This window comes from Nonomuraea sp. CA-143628 (assembly GCF_050942315.1).
Classification (GTDB): Bacteria; Actinomycetota; Actinomycetes; order Streptosporangiales; family Streptosporangiaceae; genus Nonomuraea.
The window spans coordinates 2382803-2397663 of record NZ_CP192072.1 but is presented as its reverse complement, the minus strand read 5'-3'; the positions used below and the strand labels follow the sequence as shown (position 1 = coordinate 2397663).

The window sequence follows — 14861 nt, the reverse complement described above, 5'->3', positions numbered from 1 at the left end:
ATGTTTAAGTCAAGCTAGGCTTGAGGCATGTCCGAAGCGATCGCCAAGGAACTGACCATCGGTGAGCTGTCCGAGCGCAGCGGCGTACCCGCGTCCGCGCTGCGCTTCTACGAGCGGCAGGGGCTCATCGACAGCCGCCGGACCACCGGCAACCAGCGTCGCTATCACCGCACCACGCTGCGGCGGGTGGCGTTCATCCGCGCGTCCCAGAGTGTCGGCATACCGCTGTCGGTGATCGGGGGCGTGCTGGCGTTCCTGCCGGAGGGCGTCCCGCCGACGCGGGAGTTCTGGGTCAGGGCGTCGGAGTGCTGGAGCGAGGAGATCAACGCCCGGATCGAGCGGATGGAACGGATGCGGGACCGGTTCACGGAGTGCATCGGGTGCGGGTGCCTGTCGTTCGAGCAGTGCGTACTGGTCAATCCGGGCGACACGCTCGCCCAGCAGGGCCCGGGCCCGCGCCGCCTGCTGGAGCCCTGAGCAGGCGGGTAGCCGTACCCGTTGTTCGCGCACCCAGATGGGCCAGCAGTTCACGTGTCGCGCTCTTGCGGGCGGGGTGGCGTTCTGAAGATCATCGGTAGGGTTTCGCGCAAACGAAGGGGGCCCAATTTTGTCGCGATTAGCCTTGCTGATCTGGGTAGCCGCTCTGGCCACCGCGGCCTATCCCACCTGGGACACGTGGCGTCCTCGATCGGGAAGCGAGTACGGGGAGTTCATTCGAGACCGTGGCCGGCGCGTGGGGGCCGTGGGAGCTGTCTCTCCTGATGGCTGCCCTGCTGGTGCTCCTCGCGACGCACGCGCTCGGCCCTGCCGGGGAGCCGGCCATCGCCGCGCCGTCCAGGCCGTCGTGGCACAGGGGCCTGACGCTCCTGATCGACTATCTGGCTGTGACCCTGCTGGTCACCCTCGCCGTCCGCATAGCGGGGGGTTGGCTCAGCACGATGGAGGGCCTGCTGCAGGGGCTCCGTTTCGAGCAGGTGCTCGAAGATCCGGCCCGGCTGCTCTTCTACCCGGCGCTGGTCCTCTACATCCTTGTCAGGCGACGCTTCACCCGCCGTCCCACCTTGGCCCGGGGAGTCGCTTGAACAGCCCGATCTCGTACAGCAGGCCCGTCACCCCCGCCAGGTCGTCCACCCTGACTCCCCCGCATGAAAGCTCAACGCGCTCGTCCCGATAGCAGGAGGGACCAGACTTCTTCTGCACGTTCGCTGGGCCACCATCCCGTTTCGTGGACGATGGCTGGTGCGCTGGGGCCACGGGGTCGGATCCCATCCGAGTCGGAGATGCTGCGAGATCACGGCGTCGCACACGACACGGCCCGCCAGGCCGTGGCTCCGCAGCGGGACGAGGGATGGGTGATGACCTTGCCTCAGCGGGGAAGCTTCGTCGCCGATCGTGAGAGTTGGCCTGTGGAGGGCCGACCGTAGTCAGCGCACGTGACGACCCATGTGGCGGGTTCCCGTTACTGGTTCTCGCCGCCGGTACGAGCCAGCGACTCGGCGGCGTGGCGCCAGATCTCCGCGGCCAGGTCGAAGTTGGCGCGCTCCTGCGCCTGCTCGGCCAGCGCTCGAAGGCCCCGCATGCCTTCGTCCTGCTTGCCGTCCAGCAGCAGGAGCTGGTTGCGCAGCACGTCCAAGCGGATCTGCTCCTGGTAGGCCAGGTGGTCGTGCGCGTCGGCGAGCCGGTCGAGCAGGGCGCGGGCTTCGTCGGTGTGCTCAGTGTGGAAGGCCAGGCGGGCGCGTAGCGCGAGTAGCTCCTGCTCGACCGTGGGCGTGCCGGCGAACGGCAGGCACGCCTCGACCTCCTCGATCCGGCGCCGCGCGGGTTCGGTCTCGGGCGGGGTGAAGTTGAGGTGGAGGCGGGCGGCGACGATGCGCAGCCGTACCCACATGGCCGGGTCGAGGCAGCCATGGAGCTGCTCCAAGGCGTCGTTGACCAGCTTCAGCGCGACCTGGGGCTCGCCCTGCCGGAGCCGGACGCCGGCCAGGGTCCACGCCGCCTCCGCCAGGAGCCTGCCGGCGGGCAGGCCCGCGACCAGGGTGAGCAGTTCGTCGGCGTGCTGCCGGGCCTCGGCCATCCGGCCCGCCTCGGCCAGCGAGGACACCAGTGCCAGGAGGGTGTCGGCCACGATGTGTGGCGGCAGGCCCTCGTCGACCGCCAGGCGGTAGGCACCGATCGCGGCCTCGACCGCGGCCGGCACCTGGCCCGCCCCGCGTTGCGCGCGCGCCAGCCGCGCCCCGGCTCGGGCCCGCAACTCAGGCACGTCGAGCTCGTTGGCGAGCGCCACCAGCTCGTCCAGGCAGGTGCGCTCCTCGGTGGGCTCATTGTTGAGGCGTCGCCATTCGGCGACTTGCCAGAGCGCTTGCCAACGCAGCAGGGGGTCCTCGCCACCCGCCGTACGCAGAGCTCGGGCCAGCAGCTCGCCCGCCTCGTCCATGTCGAGTCCGACAGTGGTGGCCAGGCTGCGGGCCAGCGACCAGTCCGGCGGTTCGGCCAGGTCTTCCGGAGCGACGCCTAGCTGGCGGGCCAGGTGGGTCACGGCCTCCTCGGTGGGGGGCCGGGCCCCGGACTCCAGGCGGGAGAGGTATCCGGTGGACATGCCCTCGCCCGCGAGCTCGGCCTGCGTCAGGCCGCGTTCGGTCCTCAGCTGCTTGAGCCGTCGGCCGAAGGCTGGCTGCGTCAACATCTGCCTGTCGTCTCCTTGCCAGGTCGGAGCGCCGGGCCGACCGGCCCTCTGCCGCAGTTCATGTTAGCCACGTGACATACGTCTGGCAAACCCTTGCCAACACTTATGACAGGCCCGCGCGGGCCGATCAGCCGTGAATTGACAAGAAGCTAGGAAAGTTATTGCCAATCATCTGGCAATGCTGTTACGGTTTTTGGCATGACGAACTCACGGCGACTCGCCAACCGCACCGTCCTGATCTCCGGCTCCAGCGTGGCCGGCCCCGCTCTGGCCTACTGGCTGCGCCGCTACGGATTTACCCCCACCGTGGTCGAACTGGCCCCCGAGGTGCGCGAGGGCGGCTACAAGGTCGACCTGCGCGGCGTGGCCATGCAGGTCGTCGAGCGAATGGGCATGCTGGAGGCCGTACGACGGGCAAGTACCGCCATCCGCGGCGGCTCATGGGTTGCCAAGAGCGGCAAGCCACTGGCCAACCTGGGCCCCGACCTCATCGGCATGCGCGCTCCGGGCGACGACGAGGTGATGCGCGGCGACCTCGCCCGGCTCCTCTACGACGCGACACGTGACAGCTGCGAATACCTCTTCGGCGACACCATCACCTCGCTCCGCGAAGGCCCCGACGGCGTCGACGTCACCTTCCGCCATGCCGCGCCCCGCCGCTTCGACCTCGTCATCGGCGCCGACGGGCTGCACTCGACCGTGCGCCGCCTGGCCTTCGGTCCGGAGGAGCGCTACGTACACCCCCTCGGGATGCACGCGGCCGTCTTCACCGTCCCCAACCACCTCGGACTCGACCACTGGGAACTGCTCTATCCGACGCCCGGCAAGGTGGTGAACGTCTACGCCACCCGGCCCGACACCGCGAAGGCGCAGTTCGTCTTCCCGAGCCCCGCCGTCCTGCCCGGCCGCTCCGACAGGGCCGCCCAGCAGCGCGTACTGACCGAGGCGTTCGCCGGCGTGGGATGGGAGAGCGACACGCTGCTCCGAGCCATGCCGCACTCGCCGGACTTCTACTTCACGCCGGTCAGCCAGGTCCGCATGGACGACTGGTCCACCGGCCGGGTCGCCCTGGTCGGCGACGCCGCCTACAGCCCCTCCCCGCTGTCCGGACAGGGCACCAGCCTCGCGCTGGTGGGCGCGTACGTGCTGGCTGGCGAACTGAGCGCGGCGGCGGGCGAGCACCGTGCGGCTTATGCCGGATATCGGGAAGCCATGCGCGAGTACGTGGATGTGAACGTGACGCTCGGCGCGAGCAACGCCGCGCAGATGGTCGCGGGCAGCCCGATGCAGATCAGGATGCAGACCACGATGATGCGGCTGGTCAACCGCCTGCCGTGGAAGGATCTGGCGATGCGGCCGATCATGAAGCCGCTGAACGAGGCCGCCAACGCGCTCACGCTCGCGGCGTACTGAGGGTCTGGGCGGGTGCCTGCGCGAGCGACAGGCTGTTGCCGTCGGGGTCGAGGATGTCCACGTGGCGCACGCCGTTGCCGTAGGTCTCCACGGGATCGTGCGTGACGCCGTACGCGGCCAGCCGGGCCAGGATGTCGTCGAGGTCGGTCACGCCGAACGTGATCATGGTGCCGCCCACCCGTGCGGCCCGCATGTGCCGGTCGTCGATGACGACCCACGCGTTCTCACCAACCTGCCAGAGGAGTTCCTCGCCGATGATCTCGTCCGCTGGCCGCCCGAAGAACACCTCGAACCACTTCTGCGATGTCGCCAGGTCACGTACGCACACAACGCTGTACAAGTCCACCGAAGCCGCTCCTTCCCATCGTCGCTTCGAGAGTGAGACCACTCCCCCAGCCGAAACTCATCGGCGCCTACGGGCCGCTCTGATGCCGTCAGCCGATAATGCTGTAATGATCGATAAGCAGATGTCGGCGCCGCGTCCCATACTGCGCCGCCCCGAGGACGGCGAACTGATCGACGTGGCCGGAGTGGCGCACTTCTTCCGGCTGACGGGTGAGCACACGGGCGGCCGGTTCGCGTTCGAGGAGTTCACCCTGGCGGGAGGCGCGATGGGGGCCCGCCCGCACGTACATCAAGAGCACGACGAGTATTTCTACGTCCTGCGGGGCGACCTGACACTGCACCACGGCGACGGGGAGGTGACGGTCGGCCCCGGACACCTGCTGGCCGCGCCGCGCGGAACCCCGCACGGCTTCCGCAACGCCGGCACCGAGCCGGTCCAGGCCCTGTGTCTTTACACGCCGGCCGGGTACGAGGGCTACTTCCGCGAGGTGCATGCGGCCGTGGCGGGTGGCGCAGAGGTGACCGACGAGCTCTTGGCGGAGTTCCGGGCCCGCCACCATACGACTTCGTTCTAGCCGTTGCCGTGACGATCGTCCAAACCCGCGCGAGACGTTGAGCGCCCCCGCGGGTCACGGCGAGTGATCGCAGTCCGAAAAGTGCTATCTGTCCCAGAGGGCGCTGAGGGGCAACGCCGTCAGCCGGTCTCCGAAGGAGAGCGACCTCACGCCTGTGTAGAAGACGAACCCGTGCACGAAATCGTCGCCGAGACTCTCGCGTAGAGCGACAAGGCCCTTGAAATCATCCTGGTTCACGGAGTCGGTGGCCTTGGCCTCCACACCGACGACCCGTCCATTGTTTCGTTCGAGTACGAGGTCCACCTCAGCGCCCTGGGTGACCCTCCAGTGATGGAGTCCGACGCGAAATGGCGCCCAGGTGGCCTGCTTCGCGATCTCGTTGACGATGAACGACTCAACAAGGGGGCCCCGCGCGGGCGAGACCCTGGCAGCCAGGCCGTCCGCGTCGACACCGATCAGATGAGCGGCGAGGCCGGTATCGGTGATGTGGAGCTTGGGACGACGAATGGACCGGGCCACAAGATTCCGCGACCACGCCGGAACCTGACGGATCAGGAAGACGGTCTCCAGCAAGCCGATGTAACGGGTGACCGTACTCCGATGGAGTTGGAGATCATTGCCGACCTTGACCACGTTCGGCTCTTGCGCCGTACTCGCCGCGGCGAGGTTGAGCAGTTGCCGGAGGCTGCTCGGCTCATCGACTCTCGCCATCTCCCTGATGTCCGTGTCGATGACCGACTGAACGTAGGTCCGGTACCACCTGTCTCGGGTGAACTCCGATCTCATCGCGACCGCCTCCGGATAGAAACCTCGGCAGATCAGTTCGAAGTAGTCCCTCCGGCTGTAGTCGCTGAGTGACGAAGAGCGCAACGCTCCAGGGTCGTTGAAGGCCGTCACAAGAAAGGACTCGCCCGTTCCGGCCAGCTCCTCCTGGGCAAAGGGCCAGACCTCAAGGATCCCCGCGCGGCCGGCAAGCGATTCGCTCAACGACGGCGTGGACAGAAACCTCGTGGAACCCGCCAGCACGAACTGCCCCCGCTCAGCATTCCGATCAACCTCCGCCTTGATCGCCAGGATCAGGTCGTCTCCGCCCCGCTGAATCTCGTCGATCATCATCGGACGCGATCCGTCCGCGATGAAGACAGCCGGATCGGCCTGCGCGGCCGATCTCAACGGACCGTCATCCAGAGTGAGGTAGGTTCCCCCTCCTCCCTTGTTGAGTTGGTGCAGCAGGGTGGTCTTGCCTGACTGCCTCGGCCCGTTGACGATCACGACTCTGAAGGCGTCGAGGAACTCCTCGGCATGGCCGGTCACCCGGCGTGAGACCAACTCGGGCATGGCAGCTCCTCCCTGCGACGATCGACACCAGCATAAGGCCCAACCGACATTTGACGGTGCAAAAAACCGACAGACTGCGGGCGGCCTACCGACATTTGACAGGGCGAAAAACCAGCAGACCACGGGCCACCTACCGACGTTTGAGGCGACGGATCCGACGCCCGGCAGAGCGCCTGAGGGCCTGGTCGAGGTGCGAACGGCTGAGCGTACGTGATCGACGGCGAAGGCCACTTGTTTCGTGGATCACCCGCAGCCAACTGCGGAGTTCTTGTTACAAGTGGACAGCGCTGAGGTCGCAGGCGATCATTCCGACGCTGCGGAGAGTTAGCGTCGCCACTCGTGCAGGTGCTTGCGCATCGCCTCGACGCGTTCTGATGTCACGCCGTACGCAGCCATACCTCGACCTGGAAGCCCTCTCTGCGGTAGGCGTCCACGACCACTTGTTCGATCTGTTCCGGTGTTCCGCGCTGCGGCGCGAACAGGTCGATGTCCTCGGAGGGGCGCGCACCCATGCCGTGCAGTTGTACCGCGTGACCGCCGCCGAGGACGAATCCTTGTTGGGCGGCCACCTCCAGCCCGATACGCGCGAGCCGCTCCTGCAACTGATCCATCAGGCGGCGGCCCGACGCAGCTCGGGAAGCGCCTTCTCCCACAGCATGCTCGTTACGCCTTGATCTCTCTATCGTGGATCTCTCTATCGTGGATCTCTCTATCGTGGCTCCAGATCAAGGGCAGGACGATCTGGTCGACGATCTCGGCGAGTGCGGCCTCAGACAGCGGGCGGTGGTTGAGAAGTGTCTCCGCGGCGACGAGCGTGAAGGGCGCGGCGGCGACCCGGGGCGGAATGCGGACGTGGTCGACCTCGCCGCGTAGCACGGCTCGCTCGAGCAGCACGTCCATCTCACGCGTGCCGCCCTGGCTGACACGCTCGCGCAGATAGTCGGTGAGATCACTGTCGTCCGCCCGGCCGTCGCCGATCGCCTGAAGAACGGGAACGAGCTCGATCATGCGTGAGGTGACCGTACGGAGCAGGGTCAGCAGGTCGGTGCGCAAAGAGCCGGTGTCGGGAGTGGGCGCAGGCATAGGCGGCGCCTGGTGACGCATGGCGGCCAGCACCAGGTCACGTCGGTGCGGCCAGCGGCGGTAGAGCACCGTTCTGCTCGTCCGGGCGCGCTCGGCCACGGCATCGTAGGTGAGTTCGTGGTAGCCGACAGCGCGCAATTCCTGCCAGGCCGCCTCCAGGAGAACCGCCTGGAGTTCCGCGCCCCGCCGGCGTCTGCCCGGGGTGCTGTCCGCCTCGGTGTTAGGCACGTCATGTATCTTATCCTCTGATTTAAGGTACACACTGACCCTTACGGAGCGTTCATGCGTGGCAAAGGCGTGCAGTACGACACCGGCACCTTCCCCAACGGAGACAGCAGCCGCAGCCTCTTCGACCCCGCGACGGTGGCGCGCGAGATGCGCATCATCGCCGATGACCTGCACTGCGACACCGTCCGGATCACCGGCGGCGATCCCGAACGGCTCACCATCGCCGCCGAGCATGCGGCTGAGGCCGGACTGCGGGTCTGGTTCTCACCGTTCCCATGTGAACTGATCGAAGGGCAGATGTTGCCCTATTTCGACGACTGCGCCGACCGCGCCGAAGCGCTCCGCCGTCAGGGCGCCGACGTCGTGCTCGTCACCGGGTGCGAGCTGAGCCTGTTCGCCCGCGGCTACCTGCCCGGCGACACCTTCACCGAACGCATGCAGGTCCTGCGCGCCACACCCGAGGAGCGCGCCGCGGCGCTGGCCTCGCTTCCCGGCCCCGTCAACGCCTTCCTCTCCCGTGTCGCCGCCTCCGTACGCCCCCGCTTCGGCGGGCCGATCAGCTACGCCTCCATCCCCATCGAGCACATCGACTGGACGCCCTTCGACATCATCGGCGTGGACGCCTACCGCAACCGGCACAACGCCGCCACCTTCCGCCAGGACCTGCGGGAGCACTTCACCCACGGCAAGCCCGTCGCTGTCACCGAGGCCGGTTGCTGCACCTTCCGTGGCGCGAGCGACTGGGGCGCAGGCGGCTGGACCGTGGTCGAGAACGACCGCGTCAAGCCCGGCACGGTACGCGACGAGGGCGAGCAGGTCCGCTACATGGACGAGTTGATGGCCATCTTCGACGAGGTGGGCATGGATACGGTCTTCTGGTTCAGCTTCGCCGGGTTCGAACTGCCGCACCGCGCCAACCCCAGGGACGACCTCGACGTCGGCTCCTACGGCATCGTCAAAATGCTCAACGGCACCCAAGGCACCACCTACCCCGGCATGCCATGGGAGCCGAAGGAAGCCTTCTACGCCCTCGCCCGCCGCTATGAGGGCTGAGCAACGGGGCCGCTCCGCGGGCGTGGTCTCACCGCTCGACGGCCAGCCGCACTCCCAGACCGATGAAGATGCCTCCCGTGGCGATGTCCACGCGGCGGCGGGCGGCGGCCCTGCGGCGCAGCCAGCCGCCGATCCGCCCGGCGAGCACTCCGACCGCGCCGTCCACCACGAACTCCAGCGCGATAAGGATGGCCCCGAGGATGGCGAACTGCAGCCACACCTGGCCCAGCTGCGGGTTGATGAACTGGGGGAGGAAGGCGATGGTGAAGGTGACCATCTTCGGGTTCAGCAGATTGGTCAGCAGGCCGCTGGCGAACGCGCGGCGGCCTGACATCCCTCCCCCGGCCGCCACGGGCATCTCGCTGTCGAGTCCCTTGCGGTTTCGGAGCATCTGCACCCCGAGGTAGATCAAGTACGCGGCTCCGACTATCCGTACCACGGTGAAGGCCACCGGCACCGCCTCGAAGAGCGCCGCCAGCCCCGCGGCCGCCACGGCGACGTGGACGGCCTCGCTCGTGGCCACCCCCGCCGTGGCCAGCAGACCGGCACGCGGACCGCCTCGCATTCCGCAGCCGAGGATGAACAGCATGTCGGGCCCAGGAGTGATCATGGCGACGATCGTGGTCAGGGTGAAGAGGACCAGGAGGTGCGAGTCGATCGGCATGAGTGAATTATCCCAAATGTCCACGCCGCACCCCACGAGCTGGATCGGCTCAGTAACGCAGTTCACCCGTAACAGCGGTACAAGGGGGCCAGAGAACCGCCAGCTGGTCTCTAAAGGACAGGCACCTCACGAGGATCGGGGAGGGTCATGAGCGGCCGGTTCGCGCCGATGCCGCCCACCGTAGGCCCAGGCTCTGAGATCACGCGTGGGCGGTGATCATCCTTATGGAACAACGACTCGCACGATCCAACCAACCGCCAGCCGCATGCCTGGGATACGGCCGAGTTCGGCCGTAGTAGCCATCCAACGAAGTGCTGTGTGATTCCCTCTTGATCATGGGCATCAGATTCGCGTACTTCTCCGGCGTCAGGGAACAGATAACCCCCGAGCTCGTCGAGCGAAGCTCCCCACATGCCATTGGTGGTCCCGAACCATCCGTAATACTCGGCCAGTTGGGGGAGCAACTCACAGGCGTCTCCTTCTTGGAGATTGGTGAGGCGGTCAAGACGTGGCGGGGTCGGCACGGCTGGTCGGTGTACATCGAGGAGTTAGATGACCGGATGCGCGATGCACTGGCGACCGTGCAGCCCGATGATTACCGCCCCACCGCCGAGAGATGGAGCACCATCGAGGAGTTGGCTGCTTGGCCGGCCGACGAGGTGTCAGCCGTCTTGGAAAGCTTGTGCACCCTTGCGCGGGACGCGGTTGGGCGTGGGCATCATCTGTATTGCTGGGTGATGTTGTGAGCTGATCCCAGGTGGGCCTCTCAGCACTACGCGATCCGCCGCGGCTCCGCCCCAGTGATCTTCAGATGTTCCTCTCTACCACGTAGTAGGTCTTGCGATGGAAGCCGGTCACCGTGGCGCCCTCCTCCATAAGACCGCCCAGCACGTCGCGCACGGCGTGCCGCCACGCCTTGGCGGCGCCGGCGTCCACCGCGCGCAGCCGCTCGATGTCTTCGGGGACGGCGACGAGCACCACGCGCCCGTCGGCACGGCCCTCGACCGGGCGGTCGCCGTCGTCGTCCAGCCCGACCACGGCGTCCTCCGGCACCGCCGGCAGGTACGGCACCCGCCGGACCGCTGCCTCGACCAGCGGATCGGTCAGCGGCCACACGGCCAGGATCCGGTCGGACTCGTCGTCCTGGTTGATGGCGTCGGCCATCACGCCGTAGAAGTTCGGCAGGTACTCCGCCGGCCGCGCGCCCAGCTTGGCCAGGTTGAAGTGCGCGTTGCGGCGGACCAGCGGGTCGTAGGTCCAGGTGATCCGGGAGATCCCGCGGTCCAGCGCCCACAGCCGCTGGTGCAGCTTCAGCTCGAAGCCGATGCCCTGTCCCGCTGCCACGCCCGTGGTATTCGAGTGCAGGGTCGAGTCCTGCCCGAAGAAGCCCACCGCCGCCCCGACCATCCGGTCGCCGTCGAAGGCGCCGGAGACGTAGTTGCCCGCGTGGGTCAGCGCCCGCATCAGCCCGGCGGTGAGCGGTGGCCGACTGTCCGGCTCGAACCTCCAGATCCGCTCGAACAACTCCTCGACCTGCTCGAACTCCTCGTTCGCATGGAGTTCCCTGATCACGGCCGAGGTCGTCCTTGTCGAGTAGTCGAACCCGGTGATCCCCGACACGTGTACGCGACCGCCGTCGCCCCCGGCCCCGGCGTACCCGATCTGTTCCCCGAAGGTCGATCCGCTGAGGATCGCGCGTCGCTCCGTCACTCGACGAACGCTAGGAGGACCAGGGGTGATACGTCCAATACGCGCCGGTCAATGAGTTGATATCTGTAGACGTATGGACCGTCTCGAACTTCCCCTGCCACGGCTGCATGCCTTCGTCGTGCCGACGATGAACTCCACTTCGGTCATGCGGCCGAACGTAGCCGCACTCGGGTCAGCCGCCTGCCGCCGCCCCGAACCCGTCGCCAACGCCATCGCCAGGGACGGCTTCCGTGGGTCTCGCGATCACGCCACCACTCGGCGGGCCGTCTCTAGCATGGATTCATGGCCACGATAGGCGAACGCATTCGCAGCGTCCGTAAGCGCCGGGGCTTCACTCAGCACGGCCTGGCCAACCTCGCCGGCGTTTCCACCTCCCTCATCCGCAAGCTGGAACCCGCGTGACCGCCGCCGAGGACGAATCCCTGTGGGGCGGCCACCTCCAGCCCGATACGCGCGGGCCGCTCCTGCAACTGATCCATCAGGCGGCGGCCCGACGCAGCTCGGGATACGCCTTCTCCCACAGCGCCCGGACCCGCCGAGCGGGGACGAACTCGCTCCAGTGACGCCGTAGCACCTCACCATTGAGTAGCGTGCGCAAATGCTCCTGACGCCCTTCCTCCAGCACAATCTTGTAGAAGGCACCGAGGTCATAGGGATCATCCAGGTCGAATCTGCGACGACCGCTCCACGCCAGTTCGTGTGGGAGAGTCACCACCCCGTGCACCGGGCCACGCAGCTCATCTAGCGATTCGGCAACCACATACGGCCAGATATCCGCATAGCTGAAGGGAGCACCACGCTGAGCATTCATACTCACTAGCGTGCCCCACGCGACCACACCTCCATCGGCTCTCCGCCAGGGAGGGATCTGGCTGCGTGCGTCGCGAAAGTGGCCCGCGACGACACGCCTGCTTGATCGCCACGAGTGCTTGCGCACGGCGATTTCTCTCGCGCAACCTCATTGCCGCCAACGATCGTGCTGACACAGTGATGCTGCGCCCCGCGCCAGCCGACACAGTGGTTGGTGCTGGACACCGCGCCATGGGCCTCCGGCCACGCATCTCGCGCGTTCCAACCGGCCAACCCGGCGAAGCGCCGGGAAGGCAGTCCGAGCGGAGCGAGGTCCTCCAGGGGGCGGGCGGTAGCCCGCCTGGGAGAACGTCCGGAGCGAAGCGGAGGCCCTTGCAGTGCGCGTAAGCGCCAAAGAAGAACGCCGAACTTCCAGGGCGCGAAGCGCCGATTGTGCGCCCTTTGTGGAGGGGTGGGCGTCAAACGGCCAACCACCCAAACGGGTAACGGGTGGGATGGCGGAAGACGCCCGGTGAAGGCGCGTTAGCTGATCTTGTGGACCCAGCTGTGGGTGTCGGGGCGGGAACCGTACTGGATGCCCACCAGTTCCTCCCGGATGCGCATCGTCACTTCCCCAGGGGTGCCGTCGCCCACGGTCCACGCGCGGTCCGTACCCTTGACCGAGCCCACCGGCGTCACCACCGCCGCCGTCCCGCAGGCGAACACCTCTGTGAGCTCGCCCGACTCGCAGCCTGCCTGCCACTCCTCCGTCGAGATGAGGCGCTCCGACGCCTCCAGGCCCAGGTCGGCGGCCAGGGACAGGATGGAGTCGCGGGTGATGCCGGGCAGCAGGGTGCCGGTCAGCGCGGGGGTGACCAGTTTGTCACCGAAGACGAAGAACAGGTTCATCCCGCCCATCTCCTCCACGTACCGGTGCTCGTGCGCGTCCAGCCACACCACCTGGTCGCAGCCCTGCTCGACGGCCTGCCGCTGGGCGACGAAGGCGGCCGCGTAGTTGCCGCCGCACTTGGCGAAGCCGGTGCCGCCGGGGGCGGCGCGGGTGTACTCGGTGGAGAGCCAGACGGAGACGGGCTTGATGCCGCCGGTGAAGTAGGAGGCCGCCGGGGAGGCGATGACCATGTACCGGTAGGTGCGGGACGGGTAGTTGACGCCGAGGCCGACCTGGGTCGCGATGATGAACGGGCGCAGGTAGAGGCTGTGGCCCTCGGTCGTGGGGACCCAGTCCTTGTCGGTCTGGACGAGGAGTTCGAGCGACTCGACGAACACCTCTTCCGGAAGGGTCGGCATCGCCATGCGCTCGGCCGAGGTGTTGAAGCGGGCCGCGTTGGCGTACGGGCGGAAGGTCGCGATCGAGCCGTTGGCCTGGCGGTACGCCTTGAGCCCCTCGAACAGCTCCTGCGCGTAGTGGAACACCGAGGTGGCCGGGTCGAGCGACAGCGGCCCGTACGGCTCAAGCCGGGCGTCGTGCCAGCCCTCGCCCTCGGTGTAGTCGATCGAGACCATGTGGTCGGTGAAGGTCTGCCCGAACCCGGGGTTCGCCAGTACCTGCTCCCGCTCGGCCGCAGTGCGAGCGTGGTCGGATAGCTGCACGTCGAAGCTGAGCTTCTGAGCGATGGTCATGACGGAGGTCCTTCTCTCTACGGTCCTGGGCGAACGATCTCTACGGTCCCGGACGAACGATCTCTGCGGTTCTGGACAAACTCTACGGTTCTGGGCAGTCACTGCTATGAGCAGTCTGTACTTCCTAGTGTCTCGCTATTTGGGATTTCCGGTGGCCAATGGGGTGCTTTGCCCGTTTAGACGTGAAAAAGCGCCTGGCGGTCCTTGTGTGGACCGCCAGGCGCTTCGGGAGCTGGGCGGCCCTAGCTCGATACTCGCGCGGTGATGTCGTCACCGATCTCGTTCGTGGTGCGGCCGGCCCAGCCGGCCAGGCGCTCGACGATGTCGTCGGCGACGGCCTGCTCAACTCTGGCCGCCTCGGCGGTCAGTCCGAGGTGCTCCAGGAGCATGGCGACCGACAGGATCGTGGCGGTCGGGTCGGCCTTGCCCTGCCCGGCGATGTCGGGGGCGCTGCCGTGCACCGGCTCGAACATGCTCGGCGCGGTGCGCTCCGGGTTGATGTTGCCGCTGGCCGCCAGGCCGATGCCGCCCGCGATCGCCGCGCCGAGGTCGGTGATGATGTCGCCGAAGAGGTTGTCGGTGACGATCACGTCGAAGCGCTCGGGCTGGCTCACGAAGAACATCGAGGCCGCGTCGATGTGGCAGTAGTCGGTGGTGACCTCGGGGTATTCCTCCCCCACGCGGTTGACCGTGCGCTGCCAGAGGTCGCCGGCGTAGGTCAGGACGTTGGTCTTGTGGACGAGCGTCAGCTTCTTGCGCGGGCGGGACTTGGCCTTCTCGAACGCGTAGCGGACGACCCGCTCCACGCCGAAGGCGGTGTTGAGCGACTCCTGGGTGGCGATCTCGTACGGCGTGCCACGGCGCATCACGCCACCGGTGCCCGCGTAGAGGCCCTCGGTGCCCTCGCGGACGACGACCATGTCGATGTTCTCGGTGGGGGTGTCGGCCAGCCGGGTCTCGACGCCGGGGAACAGCTTGACCGGGCGCAGGTTGACGTAGTGGTCGAAGACGAAGCGAATGCGGAGCAGCAGGTCGCGCTCCAGGATGCCGGGCGGCACGCTGGGATCGCCCACGGCGCCGAGCAGGATCGCGTCATAGCCGCGCAGCTCTTCGAGCACGGCGTCGGGCAGCGTCTCACCGGTACGGTGATAGCGGGCGGCACCCAGGTCGTAGTGGGTGGCCTCGATCTTGGTCCCGACGGCCTCCAGGACCTTCAGCCCCTCGGCGACGACCTCGGCGCCGATGCCGTCTCCGGGGATGACGGCCAGGCGAATATTCCGCGACTCCATGTGCGTACCTTACCCGCTTGTCTCGACTGACGAGCACGACATCTCACGTC

Annotated in this window: 17 protein-coding genes; 7 read left to right on the top strand and 10 right to left on the bottom strand. The window is 67.4% G+C overall.

What is annotated here, in order from left to right; translation table 11 throughout:
* Nucleotides 1-27 precede the first annotated feature (27 nt).
* Entirely contained in the window at nt 28-477 is a 450-nt protein-coding gene (gene soxR / locus ACQP2T_RS11205) for a redox-sensitive transcriptional activator SoxR (protein ID WP_433516086.1), read from the top strand.
* A 284-nt stretch (nt 478-761) separates the two neighbouring features.
* Nucleotides 762-1082: a hypothetical protein gene (locus tag ACQP2T_RS11200; protein WP_433516085.1), complete on the top strand. Its 321-nt coding sequence runs from the start codon at nt 762-764 to the stop codon at nt 1080-1082.
* A 377-nt stretch (nt 1083-1459) separates the two neighbouring features.
* On the opposite strand, the gene ACQP2T_RS11195 is transcribed toward ACQP2T_RS11200, so the two are convergent.
* Nucleotides 1460-2683, bottom strand: a complete 1224-nt coding sequence (locus ACQP2T_RS11195) for a helix-turn-helix domain-containing protein (RefSeq protein ID WP_433516084.1) — start codon at nt 2681-2683, stop codon at nt 1460-1462.
* 198 nt (nt 2684-2881) lie between these two features.
* Between ACQP2T_RS11195 and ACQP2T_RS11190 the strand changes: the two genes are divergently transcribed.
* Nucleotides 2882-4096 (top strand): FAD-dependent monooxygenase, encoded by a 1215-nt coding sequence (locus ACQP2T_RS11190; RefSeq protein WP_433516083.1) that lies wholly within the window; start codon nt 2882-2884, stop codon nt 4094-4096.
* Here the strand turns inward: ACQP2T_RS11190 and ACQP2T_RS11185 are convergent.
* Nucleotides 4077-4442: a VOC family protein gene (locus ACQP2T_RS11185; RefSeq protein ID WP_433516082.1), complete on the bottom strand. Its 366-nt coding sequence runs from the start codon at nt 4440-4442 to the stop codon at nt 4077-4079. The two genes, ACQP2T_RS11190 and ACQP2T_RS11185, sit on opposite strands and share 20 nt — an antisense overlap.
* A 106-nt stretch (nt 4443-4548) precedes the next feature.
* Between ACQP2T_RS11185 and ACQP2T_RS11180 the strand changes: the two genes are divergently transcribed.
* The gene (locus ACQP2T_RS11180; RefSeq protein ID WP_433516081.1) at nt 4549-5016 is read left to right on the top strand and encodes a cupin domain-containing protein; all 468 of its coding nucleotides are present in this window, start codon (nt 4549-4551) and stop codon (nt 5014-5016) included.
* An 84-nt stretch (nt 5017-5100) separates the two neighbouring features.
* Here ACQP2T_RS11180 and ACQP2T_RS11175 read toward each other — a convergent pair whose 3' ends face one another.
* From ACQP2T_RS11175 to ACQP2T_RS11165, 3 genes are all read right to left on the bottom strand, one after another.
* Nucleotides 5101-6354: an ATP-binding protein gene (locus tag ACQP2T_RS11175; RefSeq protein ID WP_433516080.1), complete on the bottom strand. Its 1254-nt coding sequence runs from the start codon at nt 6352-6354 to the stop codon at nt 5101-5103.
* A 377-nt stretch (nt 6355-6731) separates the two neighbouring features.
* Nucleotides 6732-6965 (bottom strand): nucleotidyl transferase AbiEii/AbiGii toxin family protein, encoded by a 234-nt coding sequence (locus ACQP2T_RS11170; protein WP_433516079.1) that lies wholly within the window; start codon nt 6963-6965, stop codon nt 6732-6734.
* A 52-nt stretch (nt 6966-7017) separates the two neighbouring features.
* On the bottom strand, nt 7018-7665 hold the full coding sequence (locus ACQP2T_RS11165; RefSeq protein ID WP_433516078.1) for a TetR/AcrR family transcriptional regulator: 648 nt from the start codon (nt 7663-7665) through the stop codon (nt 7018-7020).
* Between the two features lie 54 nt (nt 7666-7719).
* On the opposite strand from ACQP2T_RS11165, the gene ACQP2T_RS11160 reads away from it, so the two are divergent.
* Nucleotides 7720-8718, top strand: a complete 999-nt coding sequence (locus ACQP2T_RS11160; protein ID WP_433516077.1) for a hypothetical protein — start codon at nt 7720-7722, stop codon at nt 8716-8718.
* Nucleotides 8719-8746: 28 nt separating this feature from the next.
* Here the strand turns inward: ACQP2T_RS11160 and ACQP2T_RS11155 are convergent, their stop codons facing one another.
* The gene (locus ACQP2T_RS11155) at nt 8747-9382 is read right to left on the bottom strand and encodes a LysE family translocator (RefSeq protein WP_433516076.1); all 636 of its coding nucleotides are present in this window, start codon (nt 9380-9382) and stop codon (nt 8747-8749) included.
* A 335-nt stretch (nt 9383-9717) separates the two neighbouring features.
* Between ACQP2T_RS11155 and ACQP2T_RS11150 the strand changes: the two genes are divergently transcribed.
* A complete protein-coding gene (locus ACQP2T_RS11150; protein WP_433516075.1) occupies nt 9718-10128 on the top strand; it encodes a hypothetical protein in 411 nt (136 codons plus the stop codon).
* A gap of 61 nt (nt 10129-10189) precedes the next feature.
* On the opposite strand, the gene ACQP2T_RS11145 is transcribed toward ACQP2T_RS11150, so the two are convergent.
* Nucleotides 10190-11092: a GNAT family N-acetyltransferase gene (locus ACQP2T_RS11145; protein WP_433516074.1), complete on the bottom strand. Its 903-nt coding sequence runs from the start codon at nt 11090-11092 to the stop codon at nt 10190-10192.
* 282 nt (nt 11093-11374) lie between these two features.
* Here ACQP2T_RS11145 and ACQP2T_RS11140 point away from each other — a divergent pair, with 282 nt between their 5' ends.
* Entirely contained in the window at nt 11375-11494 is a 120-nt protein-coding gene (locus ACQP2T_RS11140) for a helix-turn-helix domain-containing protein (RefSeq protein ID WP_433516073.1), read from the top strand.
* A 76-nt stretch (nt 11495-11570) separates the two neighbouring features.
* On the opposite strand, the gene ACQP2T_RS11135 is transcribed toward ACQP2T_RS11140, so the two are convergent.
* The 3 genes from ACQP2T_RS11135 to ACQP2T_RS11125 form a co-directional block, all read right to left on the bottom strand.
* Nucleotides 11571-11903, bottom strand: a complete 333-nt coding sequence (locus tag ACQP2T_RS11135; protein WP_433516072.1) for a hypothetical protein — start codon at nt 11901-11903, stop codon at nt 11571-11573.
* 521 nt (nt 11904-12424) lie between these two features.
* Nucleotides 12425-13522 (bottom strand): branched-chain amino acid aminotransferase, encoded by a 1098-nt coding sequence (locus tag ACQP2T_RS11130; RefSeq protein ID WP_433516071.1) that lies wholly within the window; start codon nt 13520-13522, stop codon nt 12425-12427.
* 242 nt (nt 13523-13764) lie between these two features.
* Nucleotides 13765-14811: a 3-isopropylmalate dehydrogenase gene (locus tag ACQP2T_RS11125; RefSeq protein ID WP_433516070.1), complete on the bottom strand. Its 1047-nt coding sequence runs from the start codon at nt 14809-14811 to the stop codon at nt 13765-13767.
* Between the last annotated feature and the right edge of the window lie 50 nt (nt 14812-14861).

Coding starts and splice junctions, on each gene's coding strand:
- ACQP2T_RS11190 (WP_433516083.1), top strand. CDS start 2,882: ATGACGAACTCACGGCGACTCGCCAACCGCACCGTCCTGATCTCCGGC.
- ACQP2T_RS11150 (WP_433516075.1), top strand. CDS start 9,718: ATGGGCATCAGATTCGCGTACTTCTCCGGCGTCAGGGAACAGATAACC.
- ACQP2T_RS11195 (WP_433516084.1), bottom strand. CDS start 2,683: ATGTTGACGCAGCCAGCCTTCGGCCGACGGCTCAAGCAGCTGAGGACC.
- ACQP2T_RS11130 (WP_433516071.1), bottom strand. CDS start 13,522: ATGACCATCGCTCAGAAGCTCAGCTTCGACGTGCAGCTATCCGACCAC.
- ACQP2T_RS11180 (WP_433516081.1), top strand. CDS start 4,549: ATGATCGATAAGCAGATGTCGGCGCCGCGTCCCATACTGCGCCGCCCC.
- ACQP2T_RS11160 (WP_433516077.1), top strand. CDS start 7,720: ATGCGTGGCAAAGGCGTGCAGTACGACACCGGCACCTTCCCCAACGGA.
- soxR (WP_433516086.1), top strand. CDS start 28: ATGTCCGAAGCGATCGCCAAGGAACTGACCATCGGTGAGCTGTCCGAG.
- ACQP2T_RS11200 (WP_433516085.1), top strand. CDS start 762: ATGGCTGCCCTGCTGGTGCTCCTCGCGACGCACGCGCTCGGCCCTGCC.
- ACQP2T_RS11140 (WP_433516073.1), top strand. CDS start 11,375: ATGGCCACGATAGGCGAACGCATTCGCAGCGTCCGTAAGCGCCGGGGC.
- ACQP2T_RS11125 (WP_433516070.1), bottom strand. CDS start 14,811: ATGGAGTCGCGGAATATTCGCCTGGCCGTCATCCCCGGAGACGGCATC.
- ACQP2T_RS11170 (WP_433516079.1), bottom strand. CDS start 6,965: ATGGATCAGTTGCAGGAGCGGCTCGCGCGTATCGGGCTGGAGGTGGCC.
- ACQP2T_RS11135 (WP_433516072.1), bottom strand. CDS start 11,903: ATGAATGCTCAGCGTGGTGCTCCCTTCAGCTATGCGGATATCTGGCCG.
- ACQP2T_RS11155 (WP_433516076.1), bottom strand. CDS start 9,382: ATGCCGATCGACTCGCACCTCCTGGTCCTCTTCACCCTGACCACGATC.
- ACQP2T_RS11175 (WP_433516080.1), bottom strand. CDS start 6,354: ATGCCCGAGTTGGTCTCACGCCGGGTGACCGGCCATGCCGAGGAGTTC.